Source organism: Metasolibacillus sp. FSL H7-0170 (assembly GCF_038593115.1).
Taxonomy (GTDB): Bacteria; Bacillota; Bacilli; order Bacillales_A; family Planococcaceae; genus Metasolibacillus; species Metasolibacillus fluoroglycofenilyticus.
The window spans coordinates 255,924-277,133 of sequence record NZ_CP151964.1; the positions used below are offsets into that span (position 1 = coordinate 255,924).

Below are 21,210 nucleotides of genomic sequence, written 5' to 3' on the forward strand. Positions count from 1 at the left end.
AAAAAGCTGTAGGAAGTATAGGCATCTACCTATCTTCCTTACAGCTTTTTCTTTATTCACCGTTTTGAACTTCCTCGTCATCTGTACCGGGGTCCGTTGGCTCTGTTGGGTTTGTCGGAGGAGTGACTTGCCCGTTTCCGTTTCCATTTCCATTATTGTTGTTGTTCCCATTATTATCTGTGCCTGTTTCAGGATTGGTTGGTTCCTCAGGCTCTGTCGGTTCATCAATTTCGCCATTGTTCCAATCCTGCCAATCATCTTCCTCAGGCTCATCTGGTAAGCCTTCAATATAAAGTGAAACGGAAGCTGACTCACTGCGTACTTCATCGGAAATAGCTGTTACAGTAAATGCATAATTATGCCCAATGACTACTGATGGGATTGCTACATAATTTGCTGATGATGAAGAAATGACAGTAGGCTCTGCGCCATCAATTGACATTGTTACTTCAAAGGAAATTGGTACAGCATTTGGATCGAAATCCTCTTCCAGTGCACCAGGTGCTTGATGCTCCCAAGTTAAATCAATTATATTGGCCAATTCGTTGTAGCTAGCCTGTAAATTAAACGGAGGGTCTAATTCAAGTTGTTCAAAGGCATCTGATACTTCTTTTGGCTCTGTACCTTTAACAAATAGCTCTGTCATACGTAAATTATCAGGTGTAAATTCGCTCGCTAACTTTAATGGTGAAGTACCGACTTCAACCGTTGCGGATACGACTGAGTTTGGCTGTTTAAAGCGAGCTGTTTCAATAGATGATGACAGCTGTGACATGATGGACTTAAATAAAGTTTGGGGTAAACGTCGTTCATCCCAAGTTGTAATTGCGTCAGAGCGTTGCTCGTAGCCGCTCCAAATAGCAATCGAATAATTTGTTGTATAGCCAGCAAACCATGAATCTGGCACAGCAGAGCTTGGCAAATTATATTTTGCAAATTCATCTGCTGAATAGTTAGTTGTTCCTGTTTTACCAGCAAGATCAAGACCTGATACATTGGCAGCAGTACCTGATGCGTTAGGCTTGTTACCGACAACATCGCGCAGCATATCTGTTACCATATAGGCTGTATAATCACTCATTGCAATGACTTCTTCTGATTTATATTCTCTTGAAGAGGAGCCATCTCGATAAACAATTTTTGTGATGGAGTGCGGTGCAGTATATACACCGTTATTACCAAATGCGGCATAAGCGCCTGCCATTGAGATAGGTGAGATATTAATACGCCCACCTCCGATAGCATCGGATTCAACAACATAGTCAACATCAATGCCTAAACGTGAGACGAAATTTTTCGCTTTGTCTGTTCCAACTGCTTGTAAAGTTTTAACGGCAGGTATGTTACGTGATGTATAAAGCGCTTGGCGAGCCGTCATTGTTCCTAAATATTTATTATCCCAGTTGGTAATTGTTTGGTTCGTACCAGAGTATTTCATAGGCTCATCGACCAATGTTTCACCAGTTGACCATTTTAAATATTCAATAGCAGGTGCATAATCAATTATTGGCTTCATTGTTGAGCCGGGAGCACGTGTTACTAAATCATAGGCGAAATTAAAGCCTCGCTCAGCCCCATAATGACGCCCACCACCAATGGCACGAATTTCACCTGTCTTTGTATCAACGACTGCAACACCTGATTGAATTTTTTCTGTCATAAAATTAGCGTCGTTGTTCATGACAGATTCAACAATTTTTTGTGCATTTGGGTCAAGTGTCGTATAAACCTTTATGCCTTCTGCTAATGCATCGTTGTCGCCATTGCGCTCTAGCTCCGATAAGACAACATCCAAAAATGCAGGGTAGTTTGTCACTGTTGCAGGCTTACGTTCATCTTCAGGTAGGACGCTCTCTGCAACCGTTATTTTTTTTGCTTCAGTTGCTTGTGCCTCTGTAATTTTTTTGTGTTGTACCATTAAGCTTAGTACAATATTGCGTCGCTTCTCAGAAAGGTCTGGATTTTTAAATGGATTATAGTTATTTGGGCTTTGCGGCATACCAGCAAGCGTAGCCATTTGGCCTAATGTTAATTCATTTAATGGTTTGCCATAAAAATATTCCGATGCTTGCCCGAAGCCATAAACTCGACCAGACATTAAAATTTTATTAAAGTACATTTCAAAAATTTCTTCTTTAGAGTATTGGCGTTCCAACTGTATAGCGAGCCAAGCCTCCTGTGCTTTACGCTTTAACTTCTTGTCATTATACAAGAAGGAGTTTTTGACAACCTGCTGTGTGATAGTACTACCACCTTGTGAGCCAAAGCCATCTCTAAAGTTTGCAATGACTGCTCCTCCAAGACGCCATAAATCAATACCAAAATGGTCAAAGAAGCGAACATCCTCCGTTGCTAAAATAGCAGCAACCATATCATCAGGAATATCCTCAAATTGTACATATTTCCGACTTTCTTGCCCAATCGTTGCAAATAATTCTCCATTAATATCGTAAAATTCCGATGAAACAGGATATTTTAATAGTTCTTCATCTAACTCGGGTGCACTACTTGCATAATATGCAAATAGTCCAGCTCCTCCTAAAAAGCCAAGCACTCCAATGAAAACAATTGTTAAAATGATGCGCTTTAGCCAAACTTTAAATGGCGTTTGCTTTTTTTTCTTTTGTTGTTGACGCTGCTTTTTTATATCTTCGCGTGTAAGTTTACGTTCAGTCACGTTCTATCTCCTCACTTTGAGTGTTTTCCGTAAAATGAAGCTTTGCAGCTTTCATTCATCGGGCACTGAAAAAAATACCTATCAATGCGAAACCAATTGCTGTACCGCCTGCAAATAATCAATACGAGGCTGATAACTCGGTTTAATTTCAATTGCCTTTTCTTCAAATTGTTTAAGTGGTATCGATTTGCGCCCACCACGCTCCATTTGCTGCCATGCGTTTTCAATAACAGAAAATGGTGTAATAAAATAGCGGTCTAATGATGAAAAACGTATGATGAAAAAGGCAATTCCTTTTTGTACGATAACATTTTTCATATGCTCTATTTGATGTGCGTGAATATTTTTTAAAGGAAAGGCTGTTTTATTTTCTGTCTCCTTTGCTTCAAAATCTAAATAATAACCATTCCATACACCGTTATAATCTGTTGTGGAAGGCGTGCGAAAATACGCCTCGCGAATAACAGCGGCACTTCTTGATGGGTACTCTACTTTGACGATTTGAATAGGAACAGGTTTCTTATGAATATTTGCGACCTGTCTTTGCAAATAATAAGCATTTGTTTCGTTTAAATCATCCTCTAAAGTTTTACCACGATTGCCAAAGTTAATCTCTTTAAGTGCTTTCTGCTTTTTAGGTTTTGGTACTTCTTCTATGTTCGTTTTATAAGGTTTCCCATTTGGATAGCGAATCATTATTTTCACCCTTTCGAAATGCACCTTTTGCAGTTTCCCACAATTTTTAGCGTATACTGTCTAGTTTTGCGATTGACAAGGATTTTCTTCGCCGCTCTTGAATGTATCCATAATAATGAGAGGAGGCAAATGATGACAAGACTTCAATCACTTATTTCAAATATTGAGCAGGTAACGCAATTATTAGATGCCACATTAGAGCAGCAACGTGCAATGCTCACTCTTCAATTTTCACAAAAAATCACAGTAGCCTATCAAAAAGTAAGCTTAGCAGAAAAACGAATGCAAGTAAAGAATACACGTTCCCATGGAGGGGGAGCCAACAAGTAAGCTAGCGCACCGCTTGTTGGCTCCCAGTTGCTTTTGAAAGAAGGTGTTTCTCTTTCTGAAAAATGAGTGTACTTTTCTAGTATGTTGAGAGTGCTGTCCGAAAAGTCTATTTTAATTTGACGCCGCATTGAAATAGTAATTTTCATCGCTGCACCTTTACTAAAGAGAAATACTGCTAAAGCCATTGTTCACCAATTTTTATAAAGAGGCGTTTTCTATCTAGATGGGCACACATTTTGTAAAACATTATTCATGACTGTCCAAAATGTCGGTTACTGCACGGCTTTTTGGACAACTCCTTTAAAAATGAAAGTAGTCAAGAGATTTGGTACACTATAAGTAATAAAGTAAAACTTGAGGTGTACAATGCAATTAGTCGAACTAACAACCTATTTAATAGCGCAATGTGAAGATGCGCAAAATCGTTTCTTTCACATGCGCGAATTTGATTTAAAGCCTGATTTCTTTACAGAAGTAAAACCGTATGCAGATACAGTACATGAGCAGTTAAAATTATGGCGGCAGCTAGCAAAAGAATGGCGGGCAAGCTATCAGCCGAAATATATGCATAATCAACAAATCGACCAAGTAGTAGAGGCAATGGAGCAATTTACCGTACAATCCTTTTACAAAGAAACGAGTAAAAAAAGATTTTTGCAATCGATTCATTCGGTTCACTATACACTATCTACAATCCTGCGCTATTTAGAGGAGGGAGAAGCGTATGAACAGCAAAAAGATGACGATTTCTGAGCTGTTACAGGCATGGCAATATGATGAGGAGCTAAAGCAAAATATTAGGCATTGGCATACGCTAGAGGCACAGCCTGCACAATATGCTGATTTTCCAGACAACCTTCATCCTTCCATAAAAAAGGCATTGCATGCAAGAGGAATCAATCAGCTTTATACACATCAGCGAGAAGCTTTTGATTTCGCCATGCAAGGGCAGTCTTTCACCGCGATTACACCGACTGCCTCAGGCAAATCATATTGCTACCACCTCCCTGTACTGCAAACGATTTTACATAATAAATCAGCAAGGGCCATTTATTTATTTCCGACAAAAGCTTTGGCACAAGACCAAAAATCCGATTTGAATGAGCTTATAGAGCTAATGGAGGAGGATATTTTAAGCTATACGTATGACGGGGATACAGCACCTGGTATTCGCCAAAAAATTCGGAAGGCAGGGCATATCGTTATGACGAATCCCGATATGTTGCATTCGGGCATCTTACCGCATCATACGAAGTGGGTCGCGCTTTTCGAAAACTTACAATATATTATTATTGATGAATTGCATACATATAAGGGTGTGTTTGGTAGTCACGTAGCACACGTACTGCGCAGATTGCAAAGAATTTGTGCTTTTTATGGGAGCAATCCTGTTATAATATGCACATCTGCAACGATTCGCAATCCGCGTGAGCTAGCGGAAAACTTAACGAATACAAAGCATGCACTGATTAAAAAATCGGGTGCACCTGTCGGTAAAAAAACATTTATTTTTTATAATCCACCGATTATTCATCCGACATTCGGGGTGCGTCGAAGCGCTGTATTAGAAGTGCGTGATTTATCAACTCGTTTGTTTGAAGCAGGTATTCAAACAATTATATTTGCTAAATCAAGGGTACGTGTAGAAATGCTCGTTACCTATTTAAAGTCATTGACAGCGAAAAAAATTGCTGACCATTCAATCCAAGGTTACCGAGGTGGCTATTTACCGAGCGAGCGTCGCCAAATTGAAAAAGGCTTGCGCGATGGTTCAATTCAAATGGTCGTAAGTACAAATGCGCTGGAGCTCGGTGTTGACATCGGGCAGCTACAGGCATGTATTATGACGGGCTATCCTGGTAATATCGCGAGTGCATGGCAGCAAGCTGGGCGCGCAGGGAGAAGGCAGGATGAAGCATTGATTATTTACGTAGCACAGTCGACCGCGCTTGACCAATATGTTGTAAATCATCCTACTTATTTATTGGGCAGTGAGCCTGAGCAAGCGAATATTAATCCTGAAAACATTTTAATATTAATGTCCCATTTGAAATGCGCGGCATTTGAGCTACCATTTTCGACAGACGATACATATGGTGAATTTGAGGTGCAAGATTTATTAGCTTATTTAGCGGAGGAAGGCGTACTCGTTCAAACGACAACGGCATGGCATTGGATGAGCGACCGCTTCCCAGCACATGATATTAGCTTGCGTTCAGCAGCACAGGAAAATGTCGTCATTATTGATAAAACAATAGCGACAAAAACGCGCGTAATTGGTGAAATGGATACGTATAGCGCGATGACATTATTGCATGAGGAAGCCATCTACATCCATCAAGGCACACAGTTTCAAGTGGAGGAGCTTGATTGGGAGGAGAAAAAGGCGTACGTCACAGAGGTGGATGTCGACTATTTTACAGATGCTAATTTAGCGGTGGAACTGAAGGTGTTAGAGGAAGATAAAGTGGCAGACTTGGGGGAAGTAACAGTAAGCTATGGCGATGTAAGTTTACTTGCTATTCCGACGATATTTAAAAAAATTCGTTTCGGTACACATGACAATATTGGTTCTGGCCCTATCACACTACCTCCTATGGAAATGCATACGAATGCAACATGGATTTCCTTTAATTTACCTGAAGGTTGGTCTGAGGAAATGATGACAGATGCATTAAATGGAGTTGCATATGCGATGCATTCCTTTATCTCACTCTTTATTCAATGTGACCGCAGTGACGTATCGGTCGTACCACAGGTCAAAGCAGTGCATAACGAGCGACCAACATTATTTATTTATGATAGTTACCCAGGTGGAATAGGGCTAAGTGAAAAGGTTTATGATTTAATTTTGCCCCTCCTTGAACGCACTATAGAGCATGTGAAAAGTTGTCCATGCAAGGCGGGCTGTCCGTCCTGTATTGGGGCACAGGATAACTTAAATGATGGCAAGAAGCGTGTGTTAAAAGTATTGGGAATTTTATGTGCGGAAATGATGTGATAAAAAATGTCCTACGAAAATAAAATATTACAAATGAAAAAAATGCTAGGCAAAAAAACAACAGAGCGCGTTGAACAGCCAAAATTTACGAAGCCTGCACCACCGCTTTATAAAGAGCGGTGGCAACAGGCAGGATTAGCGGTTGTCGATAATGATTTTGGCATCTTGTTTAAGCGTGAGGTTCGCTATCCTTTCGATTATAAGCATGGGCATTATACGCTAGGGGAGTTAGTAGCGGCACTTGAAATATGGGAAAATGCTGATATCGAGCACCCTTATGCATTACATACAAAAGAGCGCATTGTATTTTGGGATACTGAAACAACAGGCTTAAAAGGCACTGGTACGCATATTTTTTTGCTCGGCTTTTTACAGCAGGATGAGGACGAATTTGTACTCACACAATATGTGTTAGCAGACCCAGCAAACGAGGTGGCAATGCTATTTGAATCAAAACTTTGGCAGCGAAGTACCACGCTCGTTTCCTATAATGGAAAAAGCTTCGATTGGCCGCAGTTAGAAACACGTTGGACATTGAATCGCCAAACTTTGCCACCATTAAAAGAGCAAAAACATATTGATTTATTGCATAGCTCAAAGCGTTTATGGAAAAATGATTTAGAGAAGATGAAGCTTGTACAGGTCGAGGAGGAAAAGCTTGGCTTTAAAAGACAAGGGGATATACCGGGGCATTTAGCACCTATCATTTATTTTGATGCGGTGAAAAGTGGGCAGGCTGAAGTTTTAATGAAAGTGTTACTCCATAATGAATGGGATTTATTATCACTTATTACATTGTATATTCATCAAACAAAGCTATTGTTTTCTGGCGAGCAGGAATCAGCCGTTACTTATACAAATGTTGGGAAATGGTATAGCGATTTAAAGCAGCAAGTGGCGAGCGAATATGTGTTAACGAATGTCACAGAAAATTACCGCGAGAGCGAGACTGCATTAGCCCATTTTTATTTAGCTTTTCAGCATAAGCGTCAGGGCCGTTATCATGAGGCGATTAAAGCTTTTGAAACATCCATAATAGGCATTTCAAATCGTCAAAAAATACAGGCATATGAGCAGTTATCAATGTTGCATGAGCATCAAATCAAAGCGTATGATACCGCGCTGCTTTATGCGGAAAAAGGGTTTAAGCTTATCCAGCATAGTGACCTGTCATTTGAGCAAAAAGAAAAGCAATTAGTGAAATGGAAAAAACGTTATGAACGTATTCAAAATAAACAACAATAGCCGATGATATTCGTATAGATAGCGTTTCATATGCTATAATGAACATGGCGAATTATCGCCTCTATTTGAATGCAGTGGGAAGTTTGACTTCTCGAAAGTTTGCTTCGTTTTTTTGTGTGGCGAAGTTGCTGGCATATGACAATAAAAATAACTGTTTATACCCCGCATTAACGGGCTGAAAACCACCCACTTCAAGCCTTCAGTGAAAGGACGTTGAGGATAAGTGAGAGATTAACTGCCCGTATATGCCAGATTGATTCAACTAACAATCAGTGGAGGTTTTCCTCCACTGATTGAAGTTTCACTTTATAAGCAATATCGTTAGGAAGGAGAACGCCACTAGAAAACAGGTTAAAGGATGTTTTCAAGGGCGGAAGATGCGAATGATAAAATTAAACTCAAAAATTATTTTAGAAAAAGAATTTAAAAAGAGTATGAAGGGCTATAGCATAGACCAAGTGGACCAATTTTTAGATCAAATTATGGAGGATTATGATGTTTTTGAAAAGCAGCTAAATGAGCTGCGTTTAGAAAATGAGCGTTTAAAAGCGGAGTTAGAAAATAGTGCGCGTAGACAGCCAACTGTTCAAACGACTACACCAAATACAAACTTTGATATTTTAAAACGCTTGTCTAATTTAGAAAAACATGTTTTCGGTAGTAAACTATCTGAATAGATGATATTGTTGCTTTTCTGATATGTGTCAAGTATAATATAGTTCGACATCAAGAAATTCGAGTAATCGCTGCATCTTAGATGATGTAGAGGAAAGTCCATGCTCACACGGCTCTGAGATGACCGTAGTGTTCGTGCTTACCGAAAAAATAAGGTAAGGCAAGCATTTGCTTGACGGCGAAAGGAATACCTAAGTCTTTTTGATATGGTAGAAACTTTCTGAAGGTGCCACAGTGACGAAGCTTGCTTGGAAACATGCAAGGTGGAACGAGGTAAACCCCGCGAGTGAGAAACCCAAATTATGGTAGGGGCACTCTCCAAAAGGAAATGAACGGATGGAGGGACAGGCAAATGCCTGTAGATAGATGATTACTACCTGACAGTACGAGGCTATTAGCTGTTTGAGTACACAGGAACAAAACATGGCTTACGGAATACTATTGATGCATTTTTTAAGTTTTTGCTGCACTAAATTTATGCGGCAGCATAATATTTCAAATACTCTACATCATGAGGCGTTCGGTTTTATCGTTGTACCTTTCGATGCAGATGGAGCTGTCACAATTTTTTGTTGGACGGCTCCTTTTCTTTGACATCAATTACGCCTTGGCGTAATTGCGTCCAGATTTTTTTCGAGCGAGCTCGAAAAATTTCCCTTCAAAAATCTGTGACATCCGCCGGGGGCATTTATCTTGATTCAGTGAGTGGTTGTGAACCCGCTGAATCAGAGAAAACAAAATAGACATTCATCTCACCGCCTTTAGAGGTGAGAATTTTGTGTATTTGTTGCCTCGCTTTTGATGCAAAAGCAAATTGCTCCTGCGATTATACATTGCAGTAAAACACTACTGAATCAAGATAAATATTATTAAGGATGGAATAACAATGAGTAGTAAAGATTTTACTCACAACAATATGGATATTGAACATTCTTCCGTTTACAAAACTAGCTTAGTAAAAGTTATTTTTGAAAATGTAGAGGAAGGTATTATGATTACGAACGAGAAAAAATGTATTATAGCAGTTAATCCTGCGTTTGAGTTTGTAACAGGCTATTCACTTAGTGAAGTGATTGGAAATACACCAGCGATTTTACAATCAGGTATGCATGATTCCTCGTTTTATAAAAAAATGTGGGCAAAAATTGAAAAAGATGGCATGTGGCAAGGAGAAATTTGGAACCGCCGTAAAACCGGAGATATTTACCCAGAGTGGCTAACGATTATCGCTGTGAAAGATGGCGATAATAATATTATGAACTATTGTGGGATATTTACAGATTTATCCGAGCGTAAAAGCGTTGAAAGCGAGCTGAAGAAACGCACACTAACAGATTTATTAACAAAGGTAAACAATCGTTTTGCTTATTTAGAGCGAATGAAAGCCCTGTTGTTAACAAGTGCTACAGCGACAACACCGATGCGACATGCAATATATTTTTTAGATATAGACAGATTCAAGCAAGTGAATGAAGTGTTTGGGCATGCGGTTGGTGATAAGTTGCTAATTGCAGTAGCTAAGCGCATTCGAAGACTGTTAAAAAATAAAGATATTTTAGCGCGCTATGGCGATGATGAATTTGCAATTACATTAACAAATATTGTTCATCCAAGGGAAGCTGCGAAATTTGCCCAGCAAGTACTACATGCAATGGAGCAACCTTTTATAATAGATGGGCAAGAAATTTTTATTTCCGTAAGTATTGGCATTAGCTTATATCCGTTAGATGGAGCGACAACGGATGAATTAGTGCATCGTGCAGATAAAGCAATGTATTTTTCCAGACAAACGGGCCCCGGCAATTTTGCCTTTTTTATCGAAGATTTAGAAATTGATACGAAGCGAGTTTCATTGCTGGATACAGAGCTTCGAAAAGCGATAGAAAACAATGATTTCCAACTATATTTCCAGCCAAAGGTTTCCTTAAAAACGAAGCAGGTGATTGGTGTAGAAGCGTTAGTACGTTGGACAAACGATAAGCTCGGTCAAGTATCACCAGGCGAATTCATTCCATATTCTGAGGAAACAGGTTTAATTATTCCGCTAAGTGAAATGATTATAGAAATGGCGTGCAGCGCATTTCATGTATTGAGAGCAAATGGGTATGCCAATGTGCCAATTGCCTTAAACATTTCAAGCATTCATTTCCAGCAGCAAAATTTCTTAGAAACAATTCAAAAAATATTAGAAAAAAACAATACTTCGGCGCATAATTTTGAAATTGAAGTAACAGAGCGGACAGTTTTGGATAACTCCTCGGAGGCAATTAGCAAATTCGACCGATTAAAGCAGCTTGGTTTTACGCTATCTATCGATGACTTTGGGACAGGCTACTCATCATTAAGCTATTTAATACGTTTCCCATTTGATGTATTAAAAATAGATCGTAGCTTTGTGCAGCATATATGCTCCTCAGAGGAAAAACAAGGTGTGGTGGATGCAATAATTCAAATGGCGCATCGCTTAAATATGCAAGTTGTAGCAGAGGGCGTTGAAAGCAAGCAGCAAGTACAGTTATTACAAGAAATCGACTGTGATTTCGCACAGGGCTTCCATTATAGTAAGCCGATGCCATTAGGTGAATTGCTACAGTTTTTAGCCTATTGGGAGCACATACAGTGAGGAAGGTAAAAGCATGACAAAATTTCAATTAGTTGCAACGGCAGCGATGGGCTTAGAGGCAATCGTTGCACAGGAAGTACAAGACTTAGGATACGAAACACGTGTTGATAATGGCAAAGTGTATTTTGAAGGAGACGAGACAGCTATTGCACGTTGTAATCTATGGCTACGTGTAGCGGATCGTGTAAAAATTGTTGTAGGTCAATTTCCAGCGCATACATTTGATCAACTATTCGAATCTACAAAGGCGCTTGATTGGGCGCGTTATTTACCTGTAGATGCGGCGTTTCCTGTATCGGGAAAGTCAGTAAAATCAAAGCTATTTAGTGTGCCAGATTGCCAAGCGATTGTGAAAAAAGCAATTGTAGAGCATATGAAATCACATTACAAACGTCTAGGCTTTTTAGATGAATCAGGCGCAACTTATAAAATTGAAGTAGCTATTTTAAAGGATGTAGCAACATTAACAATTGATACATCAGGCGCAGGGCTTCACAAGCGAGGTTACCGCCAAGTACAGGGAGAAGCTCCTTTAAAGGAAACATTAGCAGCTGCATTAGTGAAAATTTCAAAGTGGAATCCTAATCGACCTTTTGTTGACTTGTTTTGTGGCTCAGGAACAATCCCTTTAGAGGCAGCGATGATTGGGCAAAATATTGCACCGGGCTATAACCGTGAATTTATTTCAGAGGATTGGGCTTGGATGAAAGCGAAAATCTGGGATGAAGCACGTAATGAGGCTGATGCTCTTGCGAATTACGACCAACCATTACAAATAATTGGCTCGGATATTGACCACCGCATGATAAGCATTGCACAGGAAAATGCTCTAGAGGCAGGCTTTGGTGAGCTTTTAACATTTAAACAAATGCAAGCAACAGACTTTACAACACGATTAACAGATGGTGTTATAATTTCGAACCCACCATACGGGGAGCGTATTGGTGATAAGGAAGCAATTGAGGCTGTTGTAAAAACACTCGGACAAGTGATGAAAAATTATCCAACCTGGTCTGTTTATATGTTGTCCTCCATGGAAAACTTTGAGCAATGTTACGGTCGTCAAGCAACGAAAAAACGCAAGCTATTTAATGGCTTTATTCGTACAGACCTTTATCAATATTGGGGTCAAAAATCAAAGCGTGATTAATAGTAGACGCCAAGCTAAATCTATATTGAAATGCTTTGAAATCTGATAAAAAAGCTATTGGGCTGTAGGAATATCGGATGAAAATCCAATATTGCTGACAGCCCCTTCATTGTCTACATACTTATATATTTAGGGGAGAATTCATATGAGACAATCATTACCGTTTGAATTATCAAAAGAAAAATCCTTCTTTGATTCGCTTGGCGATTGGATGGGAGACGTTTTATACGACGAGCTACCAGAAAAAGGCTTTGAATGTCGGGATGAACAAATTTTCATGGCTTACCAAATTGAGCAGGCATTAAAAGAGAAAAACGTACTATTCGCAGAGGCGGGTGTTGGTACAGGAAAAACTATAGCTTATTTACTGCCGGCGGTTTCGTACGCTCGTTATACAGGCAAGCCTGCCCTCATTGCTTGTGCTGATGAAACATTAATCGACCAGCTTGTGAAAGAGGGCGGTGATGTGCATAAGCTACGTGATCATTTAGGCTTAAATATTGATGTGCGCCTTGCAAAATCACGTGATCAATATTTATGTATTAAACGCTTTGAAGAGGCAGACAGACAACTGGAGGCAGACTGGATTGAAGAAATTGCTGATTCGATTCCAGATGGGGTCTATGCACACGGCTCAATGGTGGCATTACAGCCGTACGGTGAACGAAGTGATTATCCAATGGTGAGCGATGATGAATGGCAAATGGTCAACTATAATGCGTTGATGCAATGTGCAGTATGTGATGTGCGCAATCGTTGTGGGCAAACATTGCACCGAGCATATTATCGTAAATCAACGGATTTAATTATTTGCTCGCAAGACTTTTTAATGGAGCATTTAGCTACAAAGAAATCACGTGAGCGCGAAGGACAGCTTCCTTTACTACCTGAGGTGTCGATGATGGTGCTGGATGAAGGACATTTATTAGAATATGCCGCACAAAAGGCAATGACCTATAAAGTACAGGCAAATACAATCGTTGGCTTGTTAGAGCGTTTAATGGTTGATGGTGTTCGTGAGCGCACATTATATGGGATGGAAAGATTGCAGGACGATCATGAGCTATTTTTTGACCAGCTACGCGATGATTTAGTGCCTTCAGAGGAAGATCGGAAGCGCATTGAAAAGTCAGAGCGTTTATTAGCGATTGGCAAGCGCTTATTAGTAGATGTAGAGCAGCTACTAGAAGAATTTGTGTTTGAGTCAGAGCTTTATATGATTCCAGAATATGAGCTTAATATGGCAGAGGAATTTCTCGAGCATTACGCAGCAGCATTACGCATTTTTGTTGCACAGGGCGATGCGGTCGATTGGTTAGAGGAAACAGACGGTGAAGAAACGCTCGTGATTATGCCTCGTTTAATTACCGAAGTATTAGAAGAAAAGCTCTTTTCTAAAAAAACACCTATCGTCTTTTCGTCAGCAACATTATCAGTGAAAAAGGACTTTTCCTATATTGCTACAAGCTTAGGTATTACTAAATATCAATCTTTTAGCGTACCATCTCCGTTTGATTATGAGGATGTTATGAAAATTTATGTGCATGAACTTGCGCAAAATGACAAGGCAGCAAAAGTAGAAGAATTGCTACGTGACGGCGAGAAAACGCTCATTTTATTTCAATCAAAGCAGGCAATGAATGCTTTTAAATCGAAGCTTGGAGTGATGGCTCGTTTAACGATAGCCTTTGAAGGAGACAGAGAGCTATCTGCAATTGTCCGGGATTTCCAAGAGGGTAAAGTTCGAACATTTTGTTCCTATCATTTGTGGGAGGGACTTGATTTACCTCAGGAAGCATTGACACGCGTCATTATTTTCGACTTACCATTCCCGCCATATGACCCGTTATTCGATGCAAAACGTGCCTTTGCTAAAGATGCATTCGCAGAGGTAGAGCTACCATTTATGCTACTACGCTTACAGCAAGGAATGGGACGACTTATCCGCACATCGAATGACTACGGCGACATTCATTTACTCGTGAACGAAAAAGAAAGCCAAATGAAAAAACATTTCGAGGATATTCTAGCAGTAGAGCCAATTATTGAATAATAGAAGTTAGAGAGGTTGCCCGAAAAGCTCGCATTAGCATGCTTTCTGGCAACCTTTTCGATGATTTTGTCCTCCCTAAACAGCCTCGAGTAAGACCAAAAACTGTGAAGGGGCTAAAGACGATTATGAGAGAGCGCCGATAATTTATGAAATTCATAGATAATCTATGAAAAAAAGGATATTTATAAAATCAAGTGCACAGACCCAAGGTAGAAAAGCTACTATATCTAGTGTACATGCTGACGGCTATTTTGCTATTTTTTTCGCAATTCGTTACAATAAAATGAGGGGGAGATGCCATGTACTTAAAGACAGTGCGCTATTTGCAGGAGCAGGTAATAGAGAAGCAGCAATATCCATTTAATATTGCGGCATTGCAGCATTTAGAGGAGCTTCATTTACCGACGAATATTACGTTTTTTGTTGGAGAAAATGGTTCAGGCAAATCGACATTGCTGGAGGCGATTGCCTATGAATGTGGCTTCCATACGGCTGGAGGTAGTCGCAATCATTTGTACGATGTGCATGAATCGCACTCTGCACTTGGAGAGCACATACGATTAAGTTGGTCGCGAAAGGTGGCGCGCGGCTTTTTTCTACGTGCCGAAACATTTTATCAATTTGCAAGTCATCTTGATTTAATGTTTGACCCATCTGGACGGAAGTACGATGCGTATGGTGGAAAGTCCTTACATCAGCAATCGCATGGTGAATCTTTTTTATCCCTGTTTAAAAATGCATTCGGACATAAGGCGATTTATTTATTGGATGAGCCAGAAGCTGCACTTTCTCCAACTAGACAACTTAGCTTAATGCGCATTATAAAAGAACTGGAACATGATGCACAATTTATTATTGCAACGCATTCACCGATTTTGTTAGGCTATCCAAATGCCACAATATATGATTTTGACCAACAAATAAGCAAAGTTCGCTATGAGGAGACGTTGCATTATATTTTAACGAAGCGCTTTTTAGATGCGAAAGAGAAAGTATTAGAGGAGTTATTTTTGGATTTATAATAGAAAAGAGGGAGCAATATGGCGTCATCTTACTTATATGAGATTAGAATTCATGAGAAACAGCGCGAGGATATAACAAGCTATTCCATGACCTTTCATGGTGAGAAAAGAATGCTGCAAAAAATGATTGAACTAGCTACAAAAGATACAGCCTTTCTTGTTTATAAAGAAGCAACGAAATGGAAAAAGCTTTTATTTCGCCACAATTATTTATTTTCTATACAGGATGTTCCTGCAAAGGATAGCCCGTATCCTTACTGGAGCTTGGCAGAAATATTAAAGGGGCAAGAAGTAGTAGAGCTGCCAGCAAAGTTAAACATGGAATATACAGCAAAGGCATTGCAAGAGGAATTAATGGGCTATGCTGCTAAAATCGCATCGAGACAAGGAAATTTATTTAGATAGATAAAACAGAATAGGGGAAAATCAATGCAGGGAATTATTCATGGAATTATTTTGGCCTTTGGGCTTATTTTGCCTTTAGGGGTACAAAATGTTTTTGTTTTTTCACAAGGGGCGATGCAGCCATCTAAATTTAAAGCTTTACCGGCGGTTTTTACAGCTGCGCTATGCGATACACTGCTCATTTTACTTGCAGTGCTTGGTTTATCAGTTATCGTTTATCAGTTTGAATGGTTGCGACTTGGCTTAATTAGTGGTGGTATTTTATTTTTAATTTATATGGGAAGGGTGCTCTGGACAGCGAAGGCTGAAGCCACACAGCAAGGAGAGGCACTGCCAGCAAAAAAACAAATATTGTTTGCCCTATCCGTTTCATTATTAAATCCACATGCTATTTTAGATACAGTTGGCGTTATTGGAACGAGCGCACTAAATTATATTGGCACAGAAAAAATGCTTTTCACTATAACATGTATTATCGTCTCATGGCTATGGTTTATTGCTTTAATGTTCGCTGGCTCAATGCTAAAAAAAGTGGATGCCTCAGGCAAGGTGATGTACATATTTAATAAATGTTCCGCTGTTTTTATTTGGGGAACAGCCGTTTACTTATTAATTGGGTTATTTTAATCAGTTGTTTTTCAAAATGGAATTTTGGCAAGAAAATGGGGTTGTCCGAAAAGTCTATTTTGTTTTGCCACCGCATTGAAATCAATGTTTTCATCGCTTCCCTTTTATTGAAGGATAACACTGCTAAAGCCAATGTTCATCCCATTTTTAAAAGAGGCGTTTGCTGTTTATAGGAATCAATATTTTGTGAAACATCATCGCGACTGTCCAAAATGCCGGCTATGTACGGCTTTTTGGACAGTCCCATTTTTTTGCGTATTTAGATTAAAAGCCTAGCTGTGTCAGCCAATGATGAAGCCGCTGCTCTCGCTCTGCTAAATCATTGCTTGCAGGGTTATATTTCCCTAAAGTTGTGTTTGCGATGATTTCCCCATCGAGCATAAATAGTATACGCTCGGTTTTGGCAGCGACTTTGGCATCATGGGTAGCGAGCAAAATAGTTGTGCCTTGCATATTAATTGATGTTAATACATCCATTACTTCTGCGGTTGCAGTTGTATTTAATGCCCCTGTTGGTTCATCGCCAAATAAGATGGTTGGCTTATTAATTAGTGCGCGGCAAATGGCGATTCTTTGCAATTGCCCGCCAGAGGCTTGTGTTATGTCATGCTTTGCTAATTCAGAAATCCCCATTTTCATCATTAATTGTGTAGCACGCGTATTGATTTTTTGACGGCTTTCTTTTTTAGCTAAGTAAGCAGACAGGATGATATTATCAAATAAGTTTAAGTTTTTTAATAGATGATGTTGTTGAAAAATAAAGCCCATTGTTTCGAGTCTTAATTTTGCTAATTGTGGCTCCGTCAGTGTGGCTATATTTTGCTGTAAAAAGGTGACATGACCTGACGAAGCTTTATCCATGCCGCTCACTGTATAAAGTAAAGTTGATTTACCACAGCCTGATGGTCCCATGATAGAGACAAATTCCCCATCTTTAATTGTAAGTTGAATATCTTTCAAAACATGCTGCTCTGTATTGCCAGTTACGTATGTTTTGTGTAAATGCCTTACTTCTAAAATTGTCATTAGCTGTTTCCTCCTAATTTTGAGATAGGGGACTGTTCACGAAGTTTTGTCGTCGTTAGTAAAACAGTCCATGTAACTGCACAAACCAGTAATAATGGATAGAAGAAATATGCCTGCAATGGATGGCTAGTAAAGGTAATATGGGATGCGCCGATAAATGTTGCAAGCTGATTGATAAAATATTCACCGAGTGTATTCGCTAAAATAGTCCCGATAATGACGGAGATAAATAAAACTGTTAATACGCGTGAAATATATTGTCTACGGATTGCCTTTTTGGAAAAACCCAAGCTTTGTAAAATAGCAATTTGCCTTGCATCCTTTGCAAGTAGCATTTGCATAAACATTCCAGCAATACAGATTGCGATAGATAGTGATAGCAGAAGGGCAAGCAATGTTACTTGCTTAAGTTGTACAATATTTGAGCCTAGTGTTTGAGTAATATAATGGGCCATATTTGTAATTTTAGCTGTTGCAAAAATTTCCCGATAAGCGTCGATTTTTTGCTGAATATCGATATTATCTATAACATCTACATTGATTACATGCCAAAGAATAGGCGTTGTCGAGCCGGGTGTAAGCTGTGCTTTTGCCGTCTTACCACCATTTGTAATATCTTGATAAATACCTGTGATTATTAGTTGCTTTGGTTGATGATCAACAATAATCTTTAGTGAATCACCTACCTCTACAGCGAGTTCACGTGCCTGTAAAATGGAAAGGGCAATTGTATTGTTTTGTATAGGTGCTGTACCAGCAACATAACGTACGGGAAAGATTGTGAAATCACCCATTTCAACCTGTAAGCTATCAAACTGTTTCTCACCTGTTTCTACCATAAATTTTGCCGTCGTCAATAGCGCATATTTTTCCACTTCTCTATCCTGAGAAAGGGTAGATTGAATGTTTTGAAAATGCTCGTTGGCATTAACGTTATATGGAAGGTCGATGCGTATATCACTTTTACCAGCCCCCATATACGTAATAAAGTCGGGGGATTTTATCGTTTGCAATAAATTTAATGGGACGAGCATCATAAAGCAGGCAATGATGAAAACGGCGCCAATAAGTCGGTACATAGAAGAGCGAGCGCCAATATCCTTTATAGCTAGTAGCAGATTAATTGAGGGCCATTTACTGCTAGCAATCGTCATTTGCCCTTTGTTTCGTCTCTCCGGGATAGCCCCTTGTCGTAAAGCCTCTACAACAGAAATGCGCTCACATCTTTTTAAAGTAAAATAACAATATAAAATAATTGTTAAACAAACTACTCCGACACTAGCAAGAGATACTACATAATGAGCTAATGTCAGTTGAACTTTTCCCATATAGTGTGCCATATTAGCTGTGAAGTGCCGTGTAATAGACAATGATAGCAAATAGCCGCAAAGAGCTGCTAACATAGCAAGCGCGATATATTTCATCACGTAAAGTTGACGGATTTGCCTGTGAGCAATACCTATCCCTTTCATAACAGCAATTTCGCGTATGTCTTCCTCTAATGTTGTCAAAACTGTTAAACGAATACAGAGTAAAGCAATGCCCATTAATAAAACGCTAATAAAGAGCAATATAAGTATATTTAGTCCATCTGTTAGCATATTCAACATTTTAAATAGTGGATACGTAATTGTAGGACCTTGCTGCGGTAAATGAGATGCTTCATATAATTGCTCCAACTGCTGTGTTTGTTTTTGCTCCTTCACTAAAAATTCGATTAAATATTCATGCTGAACTATCGACTGTGCTAGAGTATCCCAATCTTTCTGATGGACAACAAAACGCTTGGAGCTAACAATTGTTGGATTCATTTGCACATCACGTATAAAGTTTGAAATGGTAAATTCCATCTCGATTTGTCCATTAGCAAACCAAATCCGATCTCCAAGCTGTAACTGATATTTCTCCATATAATACATTGGTATAGCAATTTCACCTTCCGCAACTTGCAATGGGCGATTTGTTTCGTCTAATAAAAAGTCAAATAACGGATTTTGTGTGACAAAGCTCATATCCATCACGCTACCATTGCTTGCCTCGCTTACTTTGCGATTTTCAATGAAAAGCTGTGTTTGGTCGATTGTTAGCATATCGACCGTTTGTTGCGCTTCGATAAATGGGTGCTGCATGACAAATGCCTCGATTTGCTGCTGATTGATTGGTCCAGCATGCATTTGAACAAAATGAGGCGCCTTTGCTTGCTGAAAAAACTGCTCTACAGATATAAATAAGTGAACAATCATTGTTGAAGCATTTGCCATTAAGACAGATGAAAATAAAATAAAAACTGCTAAAGTCAGTGTCATCATAGGATTGCGTGCAATATCTCGTTGTATCATCCGAAAATTCATAGTGCTTCCTCACTTCCTGTTTGTTGCCACATTTTTTTCGCTATAAAGGCTAATAGCAATACAGATATACTCATTAACAGCACAGACCAATACATCGCATGCTGTGTTGCTTCAAAGACAATACCATATAAAATTTGACCAAAAGGAGCAGTACATTGGGCACTTGCTGTAATAATGGCCATTACTTTGCCAAGATGCTCATTCGGTGTTTGCTTTTGAACAGCGGTAATGACAAAGATAGAGAGAACAGTAATAAGCATAGCAATCGCAATACTACAGCCTGTAAAAACGAGAAATGACAAGGCAAAACTTTGCTGTAGTGCAAAAGGTGTCACGGTAAAGGCAATTGGTATAGCACATAGGGCAATAAGAAGTAACCATTTATACAGACGATTCATCCGCAAATGCTTCGCAAATAAGCCGATAGACAATGCACCAATAATTGTCGCGAAATCAATGGTCCCCATTGTAATTCCATAAAGAATATCACTTGTTTGCATTGCTATTCGTAAAATAATTGGTACACCGATAATAAAGAATGGCGTTAATATAAAATTTAAACTTGCTGCGAGAACAATACATTTTAAAATAAAAGTATGCTTTCCAACATACCGAAAGCCTACTTGCAAATCTTTTAAAATAGACTGCTGTGTATGCTTCGTAAAAGGAATTGTTATAAACATTTCCAATATACTTGAACAGAAAAAGAAAATAGCACTGACAATAACGAGTATTTTTAAAGGAAGCATACTATACAGTAGCCCCCCTAAAACAGGAGCTGCTATTTGCGATAATGCTTGAATGCCTTGCACAATCCCATTTGCTTGCTCTAGCTTATTATTTGTTACAAGCAGTGGAATACTGGCGAGTACCGCCGGTGTGTACATAGCACTAATGAATGTTAATAAAGTCATTACAGTGCCAATCACAATAATAGAAGGCTCCTTCACTGATAAGGATAAAAATAAACAGCAAATAATTACGCCGCTAATCATATCAAATAGCACCATCAAATTGCGCTTGTTAAAGCGGTCTGCAAGTGCTCCTCCTATAGGGGAGAACAGAAGAGGAATGCTAGATATAGCGAGCAGCCCTGCGAATAAATCCGCTCTGCCAGTTAAATCTAATACATACAGTGATAAAGCAAAACGCAATAGAGCTGCTCCTAAAATGGAAATAATTTGACCTAGAACAGCGAATAAAAAATCCTTTGAAAAAGCAGGTTGTTGGATAGAAACCATTATTGTCCCCCTGTTTTAGACCGACTGTCGGTCTATATATTTGAAAAATAGAAAGCGAATCATAATAGGAATCGCTTTACGTCTAAAA

General features: G+C 39.2%; 16 protein-coding genes and 1 other RNA gene. 12 read left to right on the forward strand and 5 right to left on the reverse strand.

Annotated elements, in window-relative coordinates; translation table 11 throughout:
• Nucleotides 1–52 precede the first annotated feature (52 nt).
• Together MHH70_RS01155 and recU are read right to left on the reverse strand one after the other, a co-directional pair.
• Nucleotides 53–2,677, reverse strand: coding sequence for a PBP1A family penicillin-binding protein (locus MHH70_RS01155; RefSeq protein ID WP_342472300.1), 2,625 nt, complete (start codon nt 2,675–2,677; stop codon nt 53–55).
• Between the two features lie 81 nt (nt 2,678–2,758).
• Nucleotides 2,759–3,376, reverse strand: a complete 618-nt coding sequence (gene recU, locus MHH70_RS01160; protein ID WP_342473141.1) for a Holliday junction resolvase RecU — start codon at nt 3,374–3,376, stop codon at nt 2,759–2,761.
• 126 nt (nt 3,377–3,502) lie between these two features.
• On the opposite strand from recU, the gene MHH70_RS01165 reads away from it, so the two are divergent.
• From MHH70_RS01165 to MHH70_RS01220, 12 genes are all read left to right on the forward strand, one after another.
• Nucleotides 3,503–3,703, forward strand: coding sequence for a hypothetical protein (locus MHH70_RS01165; protein WP_154098149.1), 201 nt, complete (start codon nt 3,503–3,505; stop codon nt 3,701–3,703).
• Between the two features lie 366 nt (nt 3,704–4,069).
• Entirely contained in the window at nt 4,070–4,456 is a 387-nt protein-coding gene (locus MHH70_RS01170; RefSeq protein ID WP_342472301.1) for a YppE family protein, read from the forward strand.
• Nucleotides 4,428–6,704, forward strand: a complete 2,277-nt coding sequence (locus MHH70_RS01175) for a DEAD/DEAH box helicase (RefSeq protein ID WP_066162618.1) — start codon at nt 4,428–4,430, stop codon at nt 6,702–6,704. The genes MHH70_RS01170 and MHH70_RS01175 overlap by 29 nt, the downstream gene beginning before the upstream one ends.
• Before the next feature lie 6 nt (nt 6,705–6,710).
• The gene (locus tag MHH70_RS01180; protein ID WP_342472302.1) at nt 6,711–7,949 is read left to right on the forward strand and encodes a ribonuclease H-like domain-containing protein; all 1,239 of its coding nucleotides are present in this window, start codon (nt 6,711–6,713) and stop codon (nt 7,947–7,949) included.
• A 383-nt stretch (nt 7,950–8,332) separates the two neighbouring features.
• Nucleotides 8,333–8,626: a cell division regulator GpsB gene (gene gpsB, locus MHH70_RS01185; protein ID WP_342472303.1), complete on the forward strand. Its 294-nt coding sequence runs from the start codon at nt 8,333–8,335 to the stop codon at nt 8,624–8,626.
• A gap of 54 nt (nt 8,627–8,680) precedes the next feature.
• Nucleotides 8,681–9,060, forward strand: an RNA gene (gene rnpB, locus MHH70_RS01190) — RNase P RNA component class B.
• Between the two features lie 450 nt (nt 9,061–9,510).
• Entirely contained in the window at nt 9,511–11,247 is a 1,737-nt protein-coding gene (locus tag MHH70_RS01195; RefSeq protein ID WP_066162626.1) for a GGDEF domain-containing phosphodiesterase, read from the forward strand.
• Between the two features lie 13 nt (nt 11,248–11,260).
• Nucleotides 11,261–12,397, forward strand: a complete 1,137-nt coding sequence (locus MHH70_RS01200) for a class I SAM-dependent RNA methyltransferase (protein ID WP_066162629.1) — start codon at nt 11,261–11,263, stop codon at nt 12,395–12,397.
• A gap of 145 nt (nt 12,398–12,542) precedes the next feature.
• On the forward strand, nt 12,543–14,450 hold the full coding sequence (locus MHH70_RS01205; RefSeq protein WP_342472304.1) for an ATP-dependent DNA helicase: 1,908 nt from the start codon (nt 12,543–12,545) through the stop codon (nt 14,448–14,450).
• Between the two features lie 299 nt (nt 14,451–14,749).
• Nucleotides 14,750–15,472 (forward strand): AAA family ATPase, encoded by a 723-nt coding sequence (locus tag MHH70_RS01210; protein ID WP_342472305.1) that lies wholly within the window; start codon nt 14,750–14,752, stop codon nt 15,470–15,472.
• Between the two features lie 18 nt (nt 15,473–15,490).
• Nucleotides 15,491–15,877: a hypothetical protein gene (locus MHH70_RS01215; RefSeq protein ID WP_066162638.1), complete on the forward strand. Its 387-nt coding sequence runs from the start codon at nt 15,491–15,493 to the stop codon at nt 15,875–15,877.
• Nucleotides 15,878–15,901: 24 nt separating this feature from the next.
• On the forward strand, nt 15,902–16,504 hold the full coding sequence (locus MHH70_RS01220) for a LysE family transporter (RefSeq protein ID WP_342472306.1): 603 nt from the start codon (nt 15,902–15,904) through the stop codon (nt 16,502–16,504).
• Between the two features lie 264 nt (nt 16,505–16,768).
• Here the strand turns inward: MHH70_RS01220 and MHH70_RS01225 are convergent, their stop codons facing one another.
• The 3 genes from MHH70_RS01225 to MHH70_RS01235 are packed head-to-tail and all read right to left on the reverse strand — an operon-like array spanning nt 16,769 to nt 21,122.
• On the reverse strand, nt 16,769–17,530 hold the full coding sequence (locus MHH70_RS01225) for an ABC transporter ATP-binding protein (protein WP_066162644.1): 762 nt from the start codon (nt 17,528–17,530) through the stop codon (nt 16,769–16,771).
• A complete protein-coding gene (locus MHH70_RS01230) occupies nt 17,530–19,881 on the reverse strand; it encodes an ABC transporter permease (RefSeq protein WP_342472307.1) in 2,352 nt (783 codons plus the stop codon). Before MHH70_RS01230 ends, MHH70_RS01225 begins: the two co-directional genes overlap by 1 nt.
• A complete protein-coding gene (locus MHH70_RS01235) occupies nt 19,878–21,122 on the reverse strand; it encodes an MFS transporter (RefSeq protein ID WP_342472308.1) in 1,245 nt (414 codons plus the stop codon). The genes MHH70_RS01230 and MHH70_RS01235 overlap by 4 nt, the downstream gene beginning before the upstream one ends.
• Nucleotides 21,123–21,210: the final 88 nt, after the last annotated feature.

Bases quoted from the DNA above. Each gene is read 5' to 3' on its own strand.
- MHH70_RS01165 (WP_154098149.1), top strand. From the start codon at position 3,503: ATGATGACAAGACTTCAATCACTTATTTCAAATATTGAGCAGGTAACG.
- MHH70_RS01170 (WP_342472301.1), top strand. From the start codon at position 4,070: ATGCAATTAGTCGAACTAACAACCTATTTAATAGCGCAATGTGAAGAT.
- MHH70_RS01175 (WP_066162618.1), top strand. From the start codon at position 4,428: ATGAACAGCAAAAAGATGACGATTTCTGAGCTGTTACAGGCATGGCAA.
- MHH70_RS01180 (WP_342472302.1), top strand. From the start codon at position 6,711: ATGTCCTACGAAAATAAAATATTACAAATGAAAAAAATGCTAGGCAAA.
- gpsB (WP_342472303.1), top strand. From the start codon at position 8,333: ATGATAAAATTAAACTCAAAAATTATTTTAGAAAAAGAATTTAAAAAG.
- MHH70_RS01195 (WP_066162626.1), top strand. From the start codon at position 9,511: ATGAGTAGTAAAGATTTTACTCACAACAATATGGATATTGAACATTCT.
- MHH70_RS01200 (WP_066162629.1), top strand. From the start codon at position 11,261: ATGACAAAATTTCAATTAGTTGCAACGGCAGCGATGGGCTTAGAGGCA.
- MHH70_RS01205 (WP_342472304.1), top strand. From the start codon at position 12,543: ATGAGACAATCATTACCGTTTGAATTATCAAAAGAAAAATCCTTCTTT.
- MHH70_RS01210 (WP_342472305.1), top strand. From the start codon at position 14,750: ATGTACTTAAAGACAGTGCGCTATTTGCAGGAGCAGGTAATAGAGAAG.
- MHH70_RS01215 (WP_066162638.1), top strand. From the start codon at position 15,491: ATGGCGTCATCTTACTTATATGAGATTAGAATTCATGAGAAACAGCGC.
- MHH70_RS01220 (WP_342472306.1), top strand. From the start codon at position 15,902: ATGCAGGGAATTATTCATGGAATTATTTTGGCCTTTGGGCTTATTTTG.
- MHH70_RS01225 (WP_066162644.1), bottom strand. From the start codon at position 17,530: ATGACAATTTTAGAAGTAAGGCATTTACACAAAACATACGTAACTGGC.
- MHH70_RS01230 (WP_342472307.1), bottom strand. From the start codon at position 19,881: ATGAATTTTCGGATGATACAACGAGATATTGCACGCAATCCTATGATG.
- MHH70_RS01235 (WP_342472308.1), bottom strand. From the start codon at position 21,122: ATGGTTTCTATCCAACAACCTGCTTTTTCAAAGGATTTTTTATTCGCT.